The following is an 18566-nucleotide window of genomic DNA, read 5'->3' as shown; positions in this document are numbered from 1 at the left end:
CCATCGCTCATGTCATCATCAGCGCTCCCGCTCGCGACGTCCTCCTGGGACGCAGACGAGTACGCCGCTCTCCAGGAAGTCATCGAGAGCGGCCGTTTCACGATGGGCCCGCGGGTCGCGCAGTTCGAGCGCGACTGCGCCGACGCGTTCGGCGCGAAGCACGCCGTCATGGTCAACTCCGGCTCCAGCGCGAACCTCCTCGCGATCGCCGCGGCCGTGCTCAACCCGAACATCGACCTCAACCGGGGCGACGAGGTCCTCGTCCCGGCCGTCTCCTGGGCGACCACGTACTACCCGCTCACGCAGTACGGTCTGATCCCCAAGTTCGTCGACATCGACATCGACACCCTGAACATGGACCTCGAGCTCGCCGCCGCCGCGGTCGGACCGAAGACGAAGGCAGTCTTCGTCGTCAACCTGCTGGGAAACCCGAACGACTTCACCACGCTCCAGGCTCTCGCCGACGAGCGCGGCCTCGTCCTCATCGAGGACAACTGCGAGTCGCTCGGCGCGACGTTCGAGGGTCGCTCCGCAGGCACCTTCGGCACCATGGGAACGCTGAGCACCTTCTTCTCCCACCACATCTCCACGATGGAGGGCGGTGTCGTGCTCACGGACGACGAGGAGACGCGACAGATCCTCGTGTCCCTGCGCTCGCACGGGTGGACCCGTGACCTGCCCGACGAGAACTTCGTCCACACGAAGACCGGCGACGCGTTCGACGACCTCTTCCGCTTCGTCCTGCCGGGGTACAACGTGCGTCCCGTCGAGATGTCCGGTGCGCTGGGGATCCACCAGATCAAGAAGGTCCCGGCACTGGTCGCCGGCCGCCGGGCGAACGCGGTCCACTACAAGGCCAAGCTCGGCTCACTGCCCTTCGTCCGCATCCAGAAGGAGATCGGCGAGAGCAGCTGGTTCGGCTTCTCGCTCGTCCTCGAGGGATCGCTCTCGGGTCGCCGCTCCGAAGTTGTCGCGGCCCTGAGCGAGGCCGGGGTCGAGTCCCGTCCGATCGTCGCCGGGAACTTCGCCAAGAACCCCGTCATGAAGCACCTGGACGCCATCGTCCCGGACGAGCTGCCCGCCGCGGACAAGATCCACGTCGACGGTCTCTTCGTGGGCAACCACCCGCACGACATCGCTGACGGCCTCGAGGCTGTCCGCGAGGTGCTCGAGCGGCTCAGCTGAGAGCACCGCTCGCACGACGAAGGCGCCGGCCCCCTGGTGAGGGGCCGGCGCCTTGGTCGTTGCTCGATGTCGAGCGAGGAGAGCTCTCTCAGCGAGAGGCTGCGAGAGCCTTCTCAAAGCTCGCGAGCGTCTCGACCGCAACCTTCTCCCACGAGAACAGCTTGACGCGCTCATGACCGTCAGCCGCGAGCTGCTCCAGAAGCTCGGGCTCGGTCGCGACCCGGGTGATCGCGTGTGCGATCGAGTCGAGATCGTTCGGGTCGAAGTAGAGGGCAGCCTCGCCGCCCACCTCACGGTAGACCGGAATCCCGGACAGCATGACGGGGAGGCCGACCATCATGGACTCGAGCGCCGGGAGGCAGAAACCGTCGCAGAACGAGGGCATCGCGAGCGCGCTCGCGGTCGCATAGAGCTCTTCAAGCTCTTCGGGCGACACCCAGCTGCGCAGGTCCACCCACTGCTCGAGCCCGAGCTCTTCGACGATCGGCTTCAACGGGTCGTCGCCGCGGCTGCCGGTGACGACGAGACGGGGGCGGACGGCCTCGTCGACGAGCGCCATGGCGCGGACCAAACCCTGGAAGTTCTTGTGGGGACGCCGGTTGCCGACCGCGATGATGAGGTCGGGGACACGGGTCTTCTCAGCCTCGATGGCGGACGGAGCCGCGGTGCCCGCGAGGAGCACGACGTCGATGCGGTCCGCAGGGAACTTGAGGTACTTCTGGATCTCGCGGTTGGACGACTCGCTGTCGGTGAGGATGCGCGTGGCGTTCCGCGAGGCCCTCTTCTCCATCCACTTCACGGGCGCGGTGTAGAACGGCACCGTCATGAGCTCGGGGTGGCTGAAGTACAGGAGGTCGTGCATCGTGATGACCGTCGGCATCGCCGACCGGAGCGGACCGAGCAGCGCGGGACAGTGGATGAGGTCGGCGCGCAGCCGCTTGGCCGCGCGGGAGACGGCGAACAGCTCGCCGTACGCCCACTGGAAACGGTTCTCGCCGGAGATCCCGGAGTCGACGATCTCGCCGGGGAACCAGGAGTGGTCGAGCGCCATGAACTCCTTGGAGGCGTACCCGACGAACTCGTATCCGGCGCCCATCGAACCGAGCTGCCGGTAGAGCTCACGGGCGTAGGTCTCCATGCCGCCCTTGGTACCGGTATAGGACATGAGGTCAACGAGTACACGGGTCACAGTCGAGGATCGTAGCAGTCGGTCAGTCTCGTCCGACCACCGTCACAGGTCCAGGCGCCGGCCGCTCAGGGCAGGAACGCGTGCCGCGCGAGCACCTTGGCGCCGCGCGCGTCACGGGCCAGCAGAACCTTCGGGAGAAGAGTGAGAGCGTGGGCGCGCGACGTCACCCGCGCACGGGCAGCGAAGGCCGCGCGCTTCCAGCCGAGATCCGTCATGAGGCGGGCCGCGACGTCGAAGTAGGCTCGCTCCCCCTCGAACCGCGATCCGTCGACGAGCCGAACCGCGGATGCGCTCTCCGAGTGCCGTCTGTAGCCGAAGCACACCGTCGTGTCGATGAGCACGGAGCTGCCGGACGCGACGAGGTCGATGACGAGCGCGAGATCCTGGATGATCGGAAATCCGTCCCGGAAGTCGACCTCGAGCAGTCGCTCGCGTCGCATCGCGAGCGAGGGCCAGTAGAGCCAGTCCCCGGTGAGGAGGCTCGTTGCCAGCGGTTCTCCGCCGACGATCCGGCGGCCCCGCGTACGTGGCCGGACGACGCGCTGCTTGACGACGTCGACCAGGGTGGTCCTCGCGGTCCCGGTCTCGTCGATCACCTGGACGCCAGGCTGGATGATGTCGACCGTTGGGTGCGCCGCGTGCGCGGCGCGCACGACCTCGACGTAGTTCGGCAGGAGGATGTCGTCGCAGCCCACGACGGCGATCCGCTCCTGCGTGGCTGCTCGGACACAGCGCCGGAAGTTCTCGGTGATGCCGACGTTGGTCTCGTTGCGGACGTAGCGGACGCGTGGGTCGTCTATGCCGGCGAAGTACTCGGCGACCTCTGTGCCTGGGTAGTCGTCGTCGATGACCGTCAGGAGCCAGTCGTCGTCCGTCTGAGCGAGGACGCTGTCCACAGTCTGTCGCAGCATCGCGAGCTCACCCCAGAAGGGGACGAGGATATCGAGGGGCACGGTGGCGCATCCTTTCGCGATAGTGTGGCGCCGCGGACGACGGCCGGCTGGCGACGAGCCCGACCCTAACGCACGTGCGACGCGCACCGTCGATCGCCGTCTGGTTCCAGCGTCCTGGAGAAGAGATGCCCCGCGAGAAGACCTCGACCATCAGCCAGCGCGGCGCCACGAGCGTCGGTCTCTCCTCGATCGTCGCGGCCGCCTCCGGGCTTCTGGTCCTCTTCGTCGCGACGAGGGCGCTCAGCCCGCAGGACAACGCGACGTTCATCGCCTTCTGGTCGTTTCTCTTCGCGCTCTTCGGCCTTCTCAGCGGCGTCCAGAACGAGACGACGCGCGCGGTCCGCAACAGCCTGCAGGCTCCCGACGCCGACCAGACCGGTCGCCCGCGGGCTCTCTCCAGCGGGCTGCTCGTCGGCGCACTGCTCGCGGTGGCCGTCGTCGCCACCTCTCCCGCGTGGGCACCGACGCTCTTCGGGGACCACGCCGTCGCGCTCGTGGCGGCGACGTGCTTCGGGGCCGTCGCGTTCGCCGGCCACTGCTCTCTCGCCGGTGCACTGAGCGGGCTCGGACGCTGGGAGAGCTACTCGTTGCTCGTCGGCACGGAGGCCGCGGTGCGGCTCGGTCTCGTCGTCGTGGCGAGCGCGCCCGCCACGGGGTTGCTGGGCATCCAGGTCGCCTCTGCCGTGGCTGCGGGGATCTGGCTCCTGCTCATCCTCGTCATGCCGTCGCTGCGTACCGCCGCGAGCAGCCGCGCCGACGTCGGGCTGCGCACCTTCGCCGCGAACGTGGGTCGGTCGATGATCGCGTCGGCCTCGTCGGCCACCATCGTCGTGGGCTTCCCGATAGCCCTGCTCATCACGTCGGAGACCAGCGTCTACAAGGCGTCGGCACCGCTGCTGCTGGCCATCTCGTTGACCCGTGCTCCGCTGCTCATCCCTCTTGCGTCGTATCAGGGCGTCGCGATCACGCACTTCCTCGAGAACCGCCACCGCGGTGTGGCCGTCCTCGCCCGCACCGCCGGCGCCGTCCTCGCCGTGGCGGTCGTCGGCGCAGGCCTCGCCGCCGCTGCCGGCCCGTGGATCATGCGGTCGGTCTTCGGCGCCGACTACGACGTCGCCAGTGCGATCCTCGCGTCCCTCACGCTCGCTGCCGGTCTGCTCGCCGTCCTCACGCTCACGGGTGCTGCGGTGCTCGCTCTCGGTCACCACACCGCCTACGCCACCGGCTGGGTGGTGGCCAGCGTCGTCTCGATCGGCGTCCTCCTCCTCCCGTTCGCCATCGAGACCCGCGCCATCACGAGCCTCATGGCTGGGCCGCTCGTCGGGTGCGTCGTGCATGTCGTATGCATCGCACGGGCGAGCGTCCAGAGCCGGTAGGGTTGACCCCATGGTGCCCCAGCCCGGCGAGCGCACGCTCATCATCGTCCCCGCGTGGAACGAGCAGATCACTCTCCCAGGCGTCATCGCCGAGATCGAGGCAGCGCTCCCGGACGTCGACGTGCTCGTGGTCAACGACGGGTCGACTGACAGCACCGCGGCCGTCGCCGCCCACCACGGCGCCCTCGTCCTGGATCTCCCCGTCAACCTCGGTGTCGGCGGCGCGATGCGCGCCGGCTACAAGTTCGCTCTCCGCAACGGCTACGCACGGACGGTCCAGCTCGATGCGGACGGTCAGCACGACCCGCGAGACGTGCCCAAGCTGCTGGATGCCCTCGCCGACCCGGACGTCCACATCGTCATCGGGGCGCGTTTCGCCGGGACAGGGAGCTACCGGGCACGAGGCCCCCGCTGGTGGAGCATGAAGGTCCTCTCGACGATCCTCTCGCGAGTGACCGGGACGAAGCTCACCGACACCACCTCCGGCTTCAAGGCGTGCGACCGGACGGCGATCCGTCTCTTCGCCTCGAACTACCCCGCTGAGTACCTCGGCGACACCGTCGAGGCGCTCGTGATCGCTGCGCGCGCCGGGGTCGCGGTCCGTCAGGTCGGTGTGGAGATGCGGCCACGGGCCGGTGGTACTGCGTCCCACAGTCCCGTCAAGGCGGCCATCTTCCTGTTGCGCGCGTTCCTCGCACTCTTCATCGCGCTCTCGCGACCGACCGAGCCCCTCGAGCCCGAGGTCGTCCTGTGAGCGGGTACGTGTTCGCCGTCACGCTGAGCGTGCTCGCGATCGCCTTCCTCTTCTTCCTGCTCCGCACGCGACGGATCCGCGAGAAGTACGCTGCCGTCTGGATCAGCCTGGCGCTCGTGGTCGTCGTGCTCGGGACCTTCCCTCGCCTGGCCTTCTTCCTCGCCGATCTCGCCGGCGTGGAGACTCCCATCAACCTCCTCTTCGTCGGGGGATTCGGGATCCTCCTCTCGGTGTGCATCCAGCTGAGCGCGAACCTCACGACGCTCGAAGAGAGGACACGAACGCTCGCGGAGGAGCTCGCGCTGCTCAAGCTCTCTACCGACGACGCACGTCACCGCCACGAGGACAGTCCCCCTCAACTCTGACCGTCAACACACGGCCATGCCTGAGCCGCATCGGCCAGGACGTGTGCTTTGCTGTGCGCGAGACGCACCACGAGGTGAGGTGCCGCGGAACGCGACGTACTGGGGAACGACCAATGCATCACACTCTGCCCCGACTCGCTGCGGCGACGACGAGCGCACTCCTGATCGTCGGCCTCGTCGGGTGCTCCAGCACCCCAGGGCCTTCCCCGACACCAGGAGGGACCCCCGCAGAGGTCACGCGGTTGCCGACGGACGTCCCCGAACCGAGCGCCTCCTCCACAGCCCCCAGCACACCCGTGAACGAGGGCGCCTCGCAGGACCCGGACGACCCGGCCGCCGCGACCGACCCACCGACAGAGCCTGCACCCGGTCCCGGAGCAACGGCCCCGGTGACCGTCACCTTCTCTTATTGGGGATACGACGCAAAGTCGACCTCCGCGATCGCTAATGGCTACGCCGACGTGGTCGATGCACAGGGGACATGCACTCTCACCCTTGAGCGGAACGGGGTCACGGTCGCGGTCGACAGAGCCGCGCTCGCTGATGCGCGGACCACGAGCTGCGGAGAGCTGTCGATCAACGACCCGCAGCTGACGAGCGGAACGTGGGACGCCAAGCTCTCGTTCTCCTCGCCGATCCACTCAGGGGTCTCCACACTCGTAGAAATCGTGGTCCCGTGACGTCACGCTTGCGTTCCGACTTCCTGCGCGTGGTCGCCAGCCTCAGCGCAGCGGCGCTCACCCTGGGTATCGCAGTCGCGGTCACCGTCGCGCCACTGGGCGCGCCGAGGGCTGCAGCAGCCAACCTTGCCGCATTCGACCCCGGGAACCTCGTCTCCGACGCGGTGTTCTTCAACGGCACGGACATGTCGGAAGCCGACGTCCAGCTGTTCCTCAACACCAAGGGGGCAGCCTGCAAGCCCTCGTCGTCCGGCATCCCCTGCCTCAAGTCCTACAGCCAGGCGACACAGGATCGAGCGGCTGACGCTCGCTGCACCCGCCCGTACGTCGGAGCACCTGCCGAGGCAGCCGCCACCATCATCGCCAAGGTCGCTCAGGCTTGCGGGATCAGCGCGCGGGCTCTGCTCGTCATGATCCAGAAGGAGCAAGGGCTCGTCCTCGGCACCGGGGAGACCCTGACGGCGCGCCGCTACCAGATCGCGATGGGCTTCGGATGCCCCGACACCGCCGCCTGCGACGCCCAGTACTACGGGTTCTTCAATCAGGTGTACCGCGCTGCCTGGCAGTTCAAGAACTACGCTCTCAACCCCACGAGCTACAACCACCGCGCGGGTGCGTGGAACAACGTCCGGTTCCACCCCAACGCGGCATGCGGGTCATCTCCCGTCTACATCGCGAACCAGGCCACGGCAGGCCTGTACAACTACACGCCCTACCAGCCGAACGGTGCGGCGCTCGCCGCCGGCTACGGCTCCGGTGACGGGTGCTCGTCGTACGGCAACCGGAACTTCTACTCCTACTTCCAGGACTGGTTCGCCGCGCCCGCCTACGAGACCGTCGGCACGATCGCGACGTGGTACCGAGCAGGCGGCGCCGAGCTCCTCGGGCCTCCGACGGGCAACCAGGTGGCAGTGAACGGTGGCTACCAGCAGACCTTCACCCGCGGGATCGTCTCACTGACATCGTCCGGTGTCGTCACGACGATCGGCGGCGTGAACGCCGGCTACGTCGGCACCGGCGCAGCCTGGGGACCGCTCGGGCTCGCGACCGGAGCCGAACGGTGGACGGCCGCCGGTGGCTGGACACAGGACTTCCAGAACGGGACCGTCTACTACGGTCTGAGCACCGGCTTCTCGGCAGCGCTCGGCTCGATCAACACGCAGTACAAACAGCTCGGAGGCCCAGCGAGCTCGGTCGGTTGGGCTCTCGGGATGCAACGCTGCACAGCAGGTACCTGCTATCAGGACTTCCTCCGGCCGTCGGGTGCCTACGCCTCGATCATCTCGAGCGACTCGACCGGAGCCCACATCATCACGAACGCCATCCGCTCCCGATGGGTGGCGAGCGGTACCACGTCCGGGCTCGGCGCCCCCTTCGCCGACGAAGCGGTCGCCGCCGACGGGAAGGGGTCCTTCGCGAGGTTCACCAACAACCAGCGGGAGGGCATCATCCTCTGGTCAGCGTCGACAGGCGCTCAGGCGTTCGGTGGCCTCTTCCTCGACCTGTGGACGGTGGGCGGCGGAGTCGCCGGACTCGGTTATCCGACGATGACAGAAGCAGCCACGGCCGACGGCAAGGGTTCGTACGTCGAGTTCAGGGGCACCCGGGACGCGATCGCGCTCTGGTCCGCCCCGACGGGTGCGCACGCGTTCGGCGGTGGTTTCTACTCCTACTGGAAGGCGGCCGGCGGAGTCCGCGGACTCGGATACCCGACGATCACGGAGTCAGCGACGCCCGGGGTCACCGGCTCGTACGTCGACTTCACGACCGGCACCCGGCAGGCGAGCGTCTACTGGAGCCCCACGACCGGTACCCACGGCCTGGGTGGACCGGTGCGGGACGCCTGGCTCGCAGCAGGTGGCCTCAACACCCTCGGTTTCCCGTCCACGACCGAGGCGGCCACGCCGGACGGGAGGGGAGCGTTCGTCAACTTCGTCCGGGACAAGTCGCTCAGCTCGGTCGTCTGGTCGCCGACGACCGGCGCGCGGGCGATCACCGGCTCCGTGCACACCCTGTGGGCTGCAGGCGGTGGTCTGTCCGGGCTCGGGTATCCGACCTCGGAGGCGATCGCCACCGCCGACGGCGCAGGCACGATCACGACGTTCAACGGAGCGCGGGACGCCGTCGTCGTCTCGTCACCCACCACCGGCACGCACGCGTTCGGCGGGACGTTCCTCGACGTCTGGAACCGGTCAGGTGGCGTCGCGGGCCTCGGGTACCCGCTCACGACAGAGGCCGCCGTCCCCGGCGCGACGGGGTCGATCGTCGAGTTCCGCAACGGCGGGCGAACCGCCTCGGCTCTCTGGTCGCCGAGCACCGGCACCCACGCTCTCGGTGGCCCTGTGCGGGATGCCTGGCTGCGCACCGGCGGCGTCACGGGGCTCGGATTCCCCACGTCGACCGAAGCAGTGACCGTCGACGGTGGCGGGGCCTTCGTCGACTTCGTCCGCAACGGCCGGACAGGGACCGTGCTCTGGTCCGCCTCGACCGGGGCACACTCGGTCGGTGGACCCGTCCGAGAGAGCTGGGTCCGTTCCGGCGGCGTCACCGGCCTGGGATACCCGACGACCGACGAGACTGCGACGGCCGGGGGAACCGGGTCCTTCGCTACCTTCACCCGCGGCGGAGTCGAGGGGATCGTGCTCTGGAGCGCGCCGACCGGTGCCCACCACTTCAGCGGACGCTCCTACACGACGTGGAAGGCCGCGGGCGGAGTGACCGCGATCGGCTTCCCCACCGCGGACGAGGCACCGGTCGGCACGACCGGAGCCACTCGCGTCCCCTTTACCAACGGCAGCTGGATCGTCCAGAGCGCGGCTTCCGGTTCCTTCGTGGTACCCGCGCAGGTGCAGCTCGCGTGGACCGCACGAGGCGGCGCGACGGGCTCCCTCGGCCTGCCGGTGTCCGTCGCGACGGAGACGGGGACCACGATCTCCCAGACCTTCCAGGGCGGTGTCGTCACCGTGGCGAAGTAGCCAGAACGTGATCGTCCAGCAGTCCTCTCGCACTCGACCCACAGGAGCTCGTCATGAGACTGATCACCGCCATCGGTGCCACGCTGGCACTGACGCTCGGCACCGGTGTGCCGGCATTCTCGCTGGCTGCCGACCGCGCAACGACGACGACCGTGCCGAGCGTGGTCAAGACTGCATCAGACGGGATGGACGACTCCGTCGTCGAGCCCGACATCGACCCGGTCGCAGCGCCCGACACCGCCATGTTCTCCCTGCCTCTCGACGCGCTGCCCCTCGGCACGTCCACCGGACCGGACGTCGATGGATCAACCTCGACGGACGACACCACGCCCCCCTCCCCTTCCCCGGACCCGTCCCCGTCCGAACCGACGCCTGAACCGGAGTCCGGAGCGACGACCGGACCAGACACGGCTGAGATGCCGGAGGACGAGCCGACCACCCCGCCTGAGGCCCCCGAGCAAGACGACACAGGCGTCGGCACGGCACCGAGCACCGACACCGCGGACGGTCAGGACCAGGGGTCCGCTGCCGCCGTCGTCGAGGCCGACCCGGACGTGCGACGCGCAACCGTGGGCGAAGCAGAGGTGGTCGGCGTCTCGTGGACCGGCGAGCAGCCCGACTCCGTCGAGGTCCGCGCGCGCGAGACAGACGGGGAGTGGACGCCGTGGGAGCTTCTCGAGGTGACAGATCCCTCGGGCGAGACCACCACGGGCGGCGCGAGCGAGCCACTCTTCATCGGTGAGGCCACCGAGGTCGACGTGAGGGTCATGCGTGCCGGTGCCCCGGCGGTCACCTCGGTGTCTCTCGTGACCGTCGACCCTGCGTCGAGCACGACGGACGCACAGATCCCCAGCGCCTTCGCGACCGCCCAGGCGACAGCGTTCAGGGCTGGTTCCGTCTCGGTGATCACCCGAGAGCAGTGGGGTGCAGATCCAGCTCTCATGCAGTGGACGCCGCGCTACGCGAAATCCGCGCAGACCGCGGTCCTGCACCACACCGCTGGCAGCAACGACTACGCCGCCGGTGACTCGGCACGGATCGTCCGTGGGATCTATGCCTACCATTCCCAGACGCGCGGCTGGGGCGACATCGGCTACAACGTGCTCGTCGACAAGTACGGCCAGGTCTTCGAGGGGCGGGCAGGAGGCCTCGACCGTGCGGCCATCGGCTCGCACACGGGCGGGTACAACACCGGGTCCTTCGGGGTGTCGATGATCGGCACGTACGACACGGTCGTGCCGCCCGCAGCCCTCAAGGAGTCGGTCGCACGGATCATGGCGTGGAAGCTGGGCGGGTCGTACCAGTTCGACGCCTGGGCGACGAAGGGCTTCGTCGAGATCGGCCATGCGTCGTCTCGCCACCCGGTGGGTACGTGGGTCGTCGTCAACACGATCTTCGGGCACCGCGACGTCTCGACGACCGGTTGCCCCGGGAATGCCGGGTACGCGTTCCTTCACGAGCTCCGCAACAGGGTGAACCTCCTCACGGGTGTCCACCGGAGTGCGATCTGGAGCAAGTGGACGGTGGCCGGCGGCGCTGCGGCACTCGGATACCCGTCCAAGATCGAGTACGCGGCCGGCGTGGGCTCGGTCACCGACTACGACCGCGGTGACCGCCAGGGGTCGATCGTCTGGAGCCAGGCGACCGGGACGCACGTGCTCATCAACACGATCCGTGCTCACTGGCTCGGCTCGGGCGGCGTCGCCGGGTTGGGCTATCCCAAGACCGACGAGACGGTGACGGCCGACGGCCGGGGATCGTACGCCGAGTTCCTCAACGGCGCCCGCGAGGGAATCGTCCTGTGGAGCCCATCGACCGGCGCCCAGTCGATCGGGGGCTCGTTCCTCAACCACTGGCGGGCCACCGGAGGGGTCCGCGGGATGGGCTATCCGCTCATCACCGAGGCGCGTGCTCCCGACGGCGTCGGCTCGTGGGCGCACTTCTCCGCAGGTGGGCGTGTCGCGTCGATCCTCTGGCACCCCACGACCGGCACGCATTCGATCGGCGGACCCGTGCGCGACGCCTGGCTCCGTGTGGGCGGAGTCCTCGGACCGGGGTACCCGACGGTGAGCGAGTCCGCGACGCCGGACAAGAAGGGCTCGTTCGCCACATTCCGCAGCGGTTCCCTCGAGAGCATCGTCCTCTGGAGTGCCTCGACGGGCGCCCACCACCTGAACGGGCCGGCCTACGCCGCCTGGCAGGCGAAGGGCGGCACCACGGGCGTCGGATTCCCGACGGAGGACGAGCGCCTCATCGGCGTGGGGAAGAGCACGTACGTCCCCTTCGCGGACGGAGACTGGATCGTGTCGAACGTCGGCGTCGGTGCCTACCTCGTGCCGAACGCTCTTCGCACCGCCTGGTACGCCCAGGGAGGACCGACAGGATCCCTCGGACTGCCGATCGCCGATGCGACAGGGACGGGACCAGGACTGACTCAGGCGTTCGCCGGAGGCACGTTGTCCCTGTCCTGACGCGACGGGTGCCGGGAGCGGACGCGTTGATCCTGTCCGTTCCCGGCTCTCGGCAACCGGCGAGTGCGTCGAGCTCCCAGCTAGCGCCGTCCGGCCTGCCGGACGGCGAAGGCCTCGCGTGAGCGCAGGCCCGCGACGAGCACCCACCGCAACGGAGCCATGTACCAGGAGCTGTAGCGGGACCGGATGTAGCGGCGCGCGCTCCTGTGGTGAGCCCGGATCATGGGCACGGGCGTGTGACGCCAGGAGGTTCCCTGGTCATGGACCACACGCGCATCCGGGACGTAGACGTTCTCCCACCCGAGCGCCCCGAGCCTCTCTCCGAGGTCGAGGTCCTCGAAGAACATGAAGTACCGCTCGTCGAACCCACCGGCCTGTCGAAAGGCGTCGAGACGCATCAGCAGGAAGGCCCCCGAGAGCCACCCGACAGGTGTCGGCGCGGTCCCTCCGGGCACGACCTGATACCGCGAGCTCCACGGGTTGGACGCCCACACCCGCCCGAAGAGCGCGTGCCCGACTCCCACGCGGACCGACGGTACGGAACGAGCCGACGGGTAGAGCGACCCGTCCGTGTTGAGCAGCGACGGCCCGAGCGAGCCGGCCGAGGGACGTGACGCTCCCACTGCGAGGAGGCGGTCGAGCGAACCTGGTGTGAGGACGATGTCAGGATTCGACACGACGACCCACTCCCCAGGCGCACCTCGGGCGCCGAGGTTCGCCGCAGTGCCGTAGCCGACGTTCCCACCGGCATCGAGGATGCTGACCCCAGGACGAGCACCGACCGTGCGCAGGATCTCGTTCATCGGCCCGTTGTTGACGACGACGAGGTGGGTCGAGCGTCCTGTCGCTGCGGCGATCGACTGCACGAAACGTTCCAGCTCCTCGCCGGGATGGAAGACGACGGTGACGATCCGCACCGCCGCCACGTCGTCCACCTGCTCGTTCACGTCTTCTGTCTCCACGACGTCAGCCCCTCGAGCTCTTGGTCGCGTGGTGCGCGATCGCTCGCTCGTACGCGTCGATGTGGGCTGAAGCCGCCGCAGCCCAGGAGAACTCCCCCGCGCGGACGATCGCGCGCGCGGCGAGATCGCTCCGCGCACGGTCGTCCGCGAGCAGGCGGGTGAGCTCCTCCTGGATCGACCTCGCATCCGTACCGCAGTACGCAACTGCGTCTCCCCCGACCTCAGGGAGCGAGAGCTCTCGCGTGGTGAGGACGGTGGCGCCGCAGGACATGGCCTCGAGGACGGGAAGCCCGAAGCCCTCGCCGAGGCTTGGATAGGCGAGCACCGTGGCCCCGGACAGGAAGCCCGGCAGGTCCGACAGCGGGAGATACCCGGTCCGCCGCACCGTCAAGCCCGAGGGGACACGAGCGATCGCCGCATCGATCCGGTCGTCCCAGCCAGGGCCGCCCGCAAGAACCAGCGCGGGCGGGTCGACGAGGTCGCGCACCGCACCGACCCATCCCTCGATGAGCGCCGGGACGTTCTTCCGCGGCTCCAAGGTTCCGAGAAAGCCCACGTACCGCGCTTCGGAGATCCCGAGCGTCGCACGGACCCGGTCCTGCTCGGCACGACTCGTCGGTACGAAACGCTCGGTGTCGACGCCGTGATACGCCACGCGGAAGCGGCCGGCGTCGGAGGATGACGAGCTCGTGTACCGGAGCACCTCGTCCATCGTCGCCTGCGAGGGGACGATGAGGGAGTCCGCGTGGCGCACCGCACGGCGGGTCGCGCGCCTGAAGAAGGCGGCCTTGGTCCGCAGGTGCAGCTCCGGCGTGCTGAAGAACGTCGCGTCGTGGAGGGTGACGGCTCGAGGGAACGGCAGCAGGGCAGGCATCGTGTAGTGAGGGCTGTGGACAACGTCCGCGCCGACGCGCCGGGCGGTCCGCGCGAGCCCTACCTGTTCCCACAGCATGCGCGCAGCGCGCCGCGCGACGAACGTCGGCGCGACGACGAGGTCAGCGGAGCTGCGGGAGGCGAAGTGCTCCTTGTCCCGTGGCTGGACGACGACAGTCACCTCGACCCCCGCCGCCACGAGCTCAGGGACGAGGGCGTCGACGTACCGCCCCACTCCGCCCAGGTCGGCCGGGATGGACGTCGCGTCGATGAGGACTCGCATTGCTCTCTCTCAGGACAGGTTTCACGACGGAGGTCGGTGTGGTCCACGCGTGCGGCACGCGACCGCACGACCACGGCACCGGTGGCGGCAGGAAGGGCCGTCAGCTGCGGTGGAAGTGTGCTGCGGCCCGCTCTCCCACGCGCTGGACACGTTCCTTGAAGCCAGCAGGCGGTGTCGGCGTCGATGCGGGCGGCTCGAGCACCCGCGCAGAGAGAAGCTCGATCTCTGCCGCGAGCCGGTCCGCCTCGTCGTGCCAGCGCTGTGCATGATGCTCCGCCTCCATGAGGCGGACCTGGTCATGAGCGATGACCCGGTCCCGCCCCACGACGACATGGGACAGCTGCTCGATGAGGAGCGCGTCCCGCTGGGCGAGGGAAGGGTCGACCTCGACCGCCGGCAGCTCCCCCTGCCGGGTCGCCGCGCGTGTCCGGGCCAGTGCCGCGAACCGCGCGTACGCCTCGTTGACCACGCGCTTCTCCTCGGCGACCTGCTCGCTGAAGTCGAGACCGCCCAGCTCGATCTCCGTCATCGCCGCCCGGAGGCTCTCCGGTCCGTCGAAGACGAAACGTTCGAGCCCACGGTCCTTGAAGTAGTTGAGGACCTTCTCCTGGTGGACGGTCGCGAAGGGAACGTTCTGGGAGTACGCGAAGAGCGAGGCGTGCAGCGACGAGACCACGACGAAGTCCATCTGACCCAGGACCGAGTGCAGCTCGAGCGGCTTGAGCCGGGGCAGGATGATCGCGTCCGTGCGGTCGAAGGGGAGCGCACTCATGAAGCTTGCGTCGTGGTTGTAGTGGGTGAAGGGGATGAAGACCTTGCGGCCCTCGAGCGCGTTGATCTGCTCGACGATGTCAGGGCACACGACGAGCGTGTGCGGGACGACGTGGATGCCGATGAGGCGGTCCCCCGGCTCTGCCCCGGGGATCTCGAAGCGGGGCGACTCCAGGGTCGTCGTGGTGCACGGCAGGACGCCGACGTCGTCGACGGAACCGGCCAGTACCGCCGCCTCTGTCGAGTTCCGGGCAGAGACCACCTCGTACTGCGCCAGGTAGCCGAGGTCGTCCGCGGTCTGCCAGACGCCTGCTGCGTTGAGGACGTCACCGGCCACTGGTCGGAAGGCGTCGTAGAACGCGTCGCCTCTCGGCCGGATCAGCTCGCCACCGCCGACGATGGTGAGGTCGACCGACTCGGGCCGGACGTCGAACGGGCTGAGCACCACGACGTCGTCGATGCCCTGCCGCTCCAGCTCCTGGATCCCCGCGAGTCCGATCGCGATGTCGCCGGTGTTCTCACTGACCGAGTCATAGAGCAAGCCGACCCGAGGGCTGGGTGATTCAGATGACATGGGGGGCTTTCTGAGAGGTGAGTGGGGGCAGGGGCGTGATCGCCCCGCGCCTGACCCCGCGCCACTTCTGGAGGTGATAGAGCCAGTTCGTCAGAGAGTAGTAGATCTTTCTCCTACGTCCGTACTCCGGGTCCCGGACGATCCCGACCAGGTCCTTCACCACACCGCGGGCAACCATCTTGGCGACGACCACGTACGACGGGACGGCGACCTCGATGCCGACCTCTCGCAGTCCCTGCGTCTCCTCGAACATCCGGTCGTCGTACTCGCGCAGCGTCATGTCGTTCGAGTGGACGACCGACGCGCGCGCAGCGTAGGCCTTGAACAGGCCTGCGGCGATGAGATCGCGGCCCAGGAGCTGGTCCTCGGCGTAGGACACGTCCCGATAGGGGACCGCTCCGACGAGGACGTCACGTCGGGCGGCCGAGTTCACGTCCGAGTAGAACGTCACGGCATTGCGGACGCCCTCGTCCTGGACGAACGTGTCTTCGTAGAAGAGGGTCGTGCCGAAGCCCGGACCGAACCCGCGGAACACTGCCTGGATCTCGTACTTGAGCAGCGGGAAGCACCAGGGTCGCGGGATCTGGGATCCCATCACCGCGGCGATCTTGTCGTTCATCTCGAACGGCTTGAGGATCTCGTAGAGCCAGCGGGCGTGCGACGGGACCGCGTCGTGGGTGAGGTAGACGACGTACCTGCCCGTCGCGAGCTGGGCCGCGAGGTTGCGCGTCTTGCCGTGACCGAACTCGGTGTTCGGGATCGTGTGCAGCCGGACGTCCGGGTACCGGGCGACGATGTCCAGCGTCGAGTCGGTCGATCCCGAGTCGATGACCAAGACCTCGAAGTCACCGTCGATCTCCTGGACCGAGAGCGCCCCGAGGATGTCGGCGAGGTATCGCTCACCGTTGTAGCTGAGGATCACGACGGTTGCCAGGGGCGTCTCCTCCCGGTCGTCGGCCGCCTGACCGGTCACGATGGGCTCCCGAGCATGTCCGTCCATGTGCGTGTGATTCCCTGTGTCAGCTCCGTGAGGTGCGGGGCACCGAAGTCCTCACAGAAACGGGTGGTGTCGAGAGTGACGTGGTCGACGAACGTCGCGGGCTTCTCGCGGTAGGAGACGTCTGCCCGGCGACCTGTCGCGACCTCGATGCCTCGGACGATCTCCGTCACCGAGTGCCCGACGCCGGACCCCAGGTTGTAGAGGTCTTGACGCGCACCTTCGGTGACAGCGGTCGCGACCATCGCAGCGAGGTCCTCGACATAGACGTAGTCCCGCACCATCGACCCGTCACCGAAGATCGTCAACGGTTCGTCTCTCGCGATCTGCCGCAAGAAGATCGGGATGACGCCTTGGCGCTTCGCCGGGTTCTGCCGCGGGCCGTAGGGATTCGAGATCCGGAAGACCGTGTAGCCGAGACCGTGCTTCCTGTTGAAGTACCGCAGGTAGTTCTCGATCGCGAGCTTGCCGATCGCGTACGGCGACACCGGATACGTCGGGTCGCTCTCTCGGAACGTCCGCCGGTCCTGGTCTCCGTAGATCGCGCCGCCGGTCGATGCGAAGTACACCTTCTCGACACCGGCCTCCGCGCAGAGCTGGAACATCTCGATGCTCGAGGTGATGTTCGTCCGGACATCGAGAGTCGGGTCGTTCTCGGCGGACGCAGGGTCCGTCGTCGAGAGGAAGTGCAGCACCACGTCGCGTCCCGCGACCGCGGCACGGATGTCCGCGACGTTCATGAAGTCGCCGGGGATCTGCTCGACGCCTGCGGCGACGTATCGCGCCGGTGAGTTCCCGAAGCGGTCGAACGCCGCGACCTGGTGGCCACGAGCAGACAGTGCGTCGACCACGTACGAGCCGATGAATCCGTTTCCGCCGACGACGAGGACGTCAGCCACGGAGCTCCCTCTCGACGATCGAGACGAACTGCTGTCCGGAGACGTCCCAGTTCGCTGATGCTGTGCTCGCCGAGGCAGCGCGAGCGTGCTCCGCCTGGTCTTCGCGGTCGAGGACGTCCAGCACCCTGCGAGCCAGTGCGTGCGGCGTCGGTTCGCTGTACTCGATGAACGGGTTGTTCGAGACGAGGGTGTTGTTCGGTGCGTCGTTGACCACGGGGATGACCCCAGCGGCCAGCAGCTCGAGCGGCAGCAACGAGAGGTTCGTCAGGGACAGGACGAGCGCTGCCCCACACCGGTTGTAGAGCTCGTTGAGCTCGGTGACCTTCATGACCTCGTGGTTGACGTACGAGAAGGGGAGGTCGTACGAGGAGACGTCCCATCCAGCAAGGTGCAGGGTGAGGTCGGGCCGTTCGCGCGCGATGAGCTCGAGCGCCATCACGCCGATCTCGAACCCACGGCGGGTCGTGACCGGTCGGGCGTAGAAGAAGACGTCCTTCCGACGCTCGGTGTTCACGTAGGAGTAGTGACGGACGTCCGCACCGAAGGCGAAATAGTCCGCCGCCATCCCGTACTCGTCGTGGAGACGACCGGCGAGCCACGGACCGGCAGTGATCCCGTGGAACCCGAACCGGTAGGTGTTCTCGGCGAACACGTGCTCCGAACCCACCGGGTAGAACGCAGGCTCGTAGTCTTGGACGAAGTAGAACCGGCGCGCGTCGGACGGGTCGAGATACACCGGGTAGGCGGTCTCCCAGCCGGTCGCGAAGATCGCGTCGTGACGAGGATCCACACCCTTGGCAGGGTCGTACTCGGAGAACTTCGCGCGCACGGTCGGGTACGAGGCACTGTCGCGAACGAGCGCCTGGAGATACTTCGCGTCGATGCCGTGCTCGTGCGAGTGGTACAGATACACCGTCGCCTCGTGCCCGGCGTCCTCGAGGTACTTGATGAAGCGGAAGATGTTCTGGTGCCCGCCGCTGGACTCACCCGGCGGGTGCATGATCCAGGCGGTCGAGATCGGCCCGGTCCCCTGGGCGCGAGGGTTCTCCTGCCACGGCGCCGGACGAGACCAGTCGACCCGCAGCGCGTCGTCGTAGCGCACGAGCATCCTGATCTTGTGGCGCTCAGCCGGGACTGCCGTCGCCAGACGGCTGGCCGATCGCTGGAGAGCGGTGACCGTGAACGCCCGGAAGCCTTCCCTGCGTATGTACCGCACGACACGGCTGACCGGATTGATCATGAGTTCCTCTCGACGTCGA

At 68.3% G+C, this 18566-nt stretch carries 15 protein-coding genes; 7 read left to right on the top strand and 8 right to left on the bottom strand.

Translation table 11 applies throughout. The features are described from left to right. Nucleotides 1-9: 9 nt before the first annotated feature. Entirely contained in the window at nt 10-1185 is a 1176-nt protein-coding gene (locus tag ABKW26_RS02410) for a DegT/DnrJ/EryC1/StrS family aminotransferase (protein ID WP_348590823.1), read from the top strand. A gap of 88 nt (nt 1186-1273) precedes the next feature. Here the strand turns inward: ABKW26_RS02410 and ABKW26_RS02405 are convergent, their stop codons facing one another. Together ABKW26_RS02405 and ABKW26_RS02400 are read right to left on the bottom strand one after the other, a co-directional pair. Continuing rightward, complete coding sequence (locus ABKW26_RS02405; RefSeq protein WP_348590822.1) at nt 1274-2374, bottom strand: glycosyltransferase family 1 protein; 1101 nt, start codon at nt 2372-2374, stop codon at nt 1274-1276. Between the two features lie 65 nt (nt 2375-2439). Beyond that, nucleotides 2440-3327 (bottom strand): glycosyltransferase, encoded by an 888-nt coding sequence (locus ABKW26_RS02400; RefSeq protein WP_348590821.1) that lies wholly within the window; start codon nt 3325-3327, stop codon nt 2440-2442. Nucleotides 3328-3401: 74 nt separating this feature from the next. Between ABKW26_RS02400 and ABKW26_RS02395 the strand changes: the two genes are divergently transcribed. The 6 genes from ABKW26_RS02395 (at nt 3402) to ABKW26_RS02370 (ending at nt 11948) form a co-directional block, all read left to right on the top strand. Next, nucleotides 3402-4703 (top strand): hypothetical protein, encoded by a 1302-nt coding sequence (locus ABKW26_RS02395; protein WP_348590820.1) that lies wholly within the window; start codon nt 3402-3404, stop codon nt 4701-4703. A gap of 10 nt (nt 4704-4713) precedes the next feature. Further along, on the top strand, nt 4714-5457 hold the full coding sequence (locus ABKW26_RS02390) for a glycosyltransferase family 2 protein (protein WP_348590819.1): 744 nt from the start codon (nt 4714-4716) through the stop codon (nt 5455-5457). Then, nucleotides 5454-5822: a DUF2304 domain-containing protein gene (locus ABKW26_RS02385; protein ID WP_348590818.1), complete on the top strand. Its 369-nt coding sequence runs from the start codon at nt 5454-5456 to the stop codon at nt 5820-5822. Before ABKW26_RS02390 ends, ABKW26_RS02385 begins: the two co-directional genes overlap by 4 nt. Nucleotides 5823-6211: 389 nt before the next feature. After that, entirely contained in the window at nt 6212-6502 is a 291-nt protein-coding gene (locus ABKW26_RS02380; protein WP_348590817.1) for a hypothetical protein, read from the top strand. Beyond that, nucleotides 6499-9477 (top strand): hypothetical protein, encoded by a 2979-nt coding sequence (locus ABKW26_RS02375; protein ID WP_348590816.1) that lies wholly within the window; start codon nt 6499-6501, stop codon nt 9475-9477. Before ABKW26_RS02380 ends, ABKW26_RS02375 begins: the two co-directional genes overlap by 4 nt. A 53-nt stretch (nt 9478-9530) precedes the next feature. Beyond that, nucleotides 9531-11948 (top strand): N-acetylmuramoyl-L-alanine amidase, encoded by a 2418-nt coding sequence (locus ABKW26_RS02370; protein ID WP_348590815.1) that lies wholly within the window; start codon nt 9531-9533, stop codon nt 11946-11948. 80 nt (nt 11949-12028) lie between these two features. On the opposite strand, the gene ABKW26_RS02365 is transcribed toward ABKW26_RS02370, so the two are convergent. The 6 genes from ABKW26_RS02365 to ABKW26_RS02340 all read right to left on the bottom strand — a co-directional run bounded on the left by ABKW26_RS02365 (nt 12029) and on the right by ABKW26_RS02340 (nt 18547). Next, entirely contained in the window at nt 12029-12895 is an 867-nt protein-coding gene (locus ABKW26_RS02365; protein ID WP_348590814.1) for a glycosyltransferase family 2 protein, read from the bottom strand. A 19-nt stretch (nt 12896-12914) separates the two neighbouring features. Beyond that, nucleotides 12915-14066 (bottom strand): glycosyltransferase family 1 protein, encoded by a 1152-nt coding sequence (locus tag ABKW26_RS02360; RefSeq protein ID WP_348590813.1) that lies wholly within the window; start codon nt 14064-14066, stop codon nt 12915-12917. Between the two features lie 100 nt (nt 14067-14166). Further along, nucleotides 14167-15411: a polysaccharide pyruvyl transferase family protein gene (locus tag ABKW26_RS02355; protein WP_348590812.1), complete on the bottom strand. Its 1245-nt coding sequence runs from the start codon at nt 15409-15411 to the stop codon at nt 14167-14169. After that, nucleotides 15401-16384 (bottom strand): glycosyltransferase family A protein, encoded by a 984-nt coding sequence (locus ABKW26_RS02350; RefSeq protein ID WP_348590811.1) that lies wholly within the window; start codon nt 16382-16384, stop codon nt 15401-15403. Before ABKW26_RS02350 ends, ABKW26_RS02355 begins: the two co-directional genes overlap by 11 nt. Beyond that, nucleotides 16381-17307 (bottom strand): NAD-dependent epimerase/dehydratase family protein, encoded by a 927-nt coding sequence (locus tag ABKW26_RS02345; RefSeq protein WP_348590810.1) that lies wholly within the window; start codon nt 17305-17307, stop codon nt 16381-16383. Before ABKW26_RS02345 ends, ABKW26_RS02350 begins: the two co-directional genes overlap by 4 nt. Then, the gene (locus ABKW26_RS02340; protein ID WP_348590809.1) at nt 17300-18547 is read right to left on the bottom strand and encodes a glycosyltransferase family 1 protein; all 1248 of its coding nucleotides are present in this window, start codon (nt 18545-18547) and stop codon (nt 17300-17302) included. The genes ABKW26_RS02345 and ABKW26_RS02340 overlap by 8 nt, the downstream gene beginning before the upstream one ends. Nucleotides 18548-18566: the final 19 nt, after the last annotated feature.

The organism is Sanguibacter sp. 25GB23B1 (assembly GCF_040012415.1).
Classification (GTDB): Bacteria; Actinomycetota; Actinomycetes; order Actinomycetales; family Cellulomonadaceae; genus Sanguibacter.
Note: the sequence above shows the minus strand (reverse complement) of the source record. Positions and strands in the feature narration are given on the sequence as shown.

Coding starts and splice junctions, on each gene's coding strand:
- ABKW26_RS02360 (WP_348590813.1), bottom strand. CDS start 14,066: ATGCGAGTCCTCATCGACGCGACGTCCATCCCGGCCGACCTGGGCGGA.
- ABKW26_RS02390 (WP_348590819.1), top strand. CDS start 4,714: ATGGTGCCCCAGCCCGGCGAGCGCACGCTCATCATCGTCCCCGCGTGG.
- ABKW26_RS02355 (WP_348590812.1), bottom strand. CDS start 15,411: ATGTCATCTGAATCACCCAGCCCTCGGGTCGGCTTGCTCTATGACTCG.
- ABKW26_RS02410 (WP_348590823.1), top strand. CDS start 10: ATGTCATCATCAGCGCTCCCGCTCGCGACGTCCTCCTGGGACGCAGAC.
- ABKW26_RS02370 (WP_348590815.1), top strand. CDS start 9,531: ATGAGACTGATCACCGCCATCGGTGCCACGCTGGCACTGACGCTCGGC.
- ABKW26_RS02340 (WP_348590809.1), bottom strand. CDS start 18,547: ATGATCAATCCGGTCAGCCGTGTCGTGCGGTACATACGCAGGGAAGGC.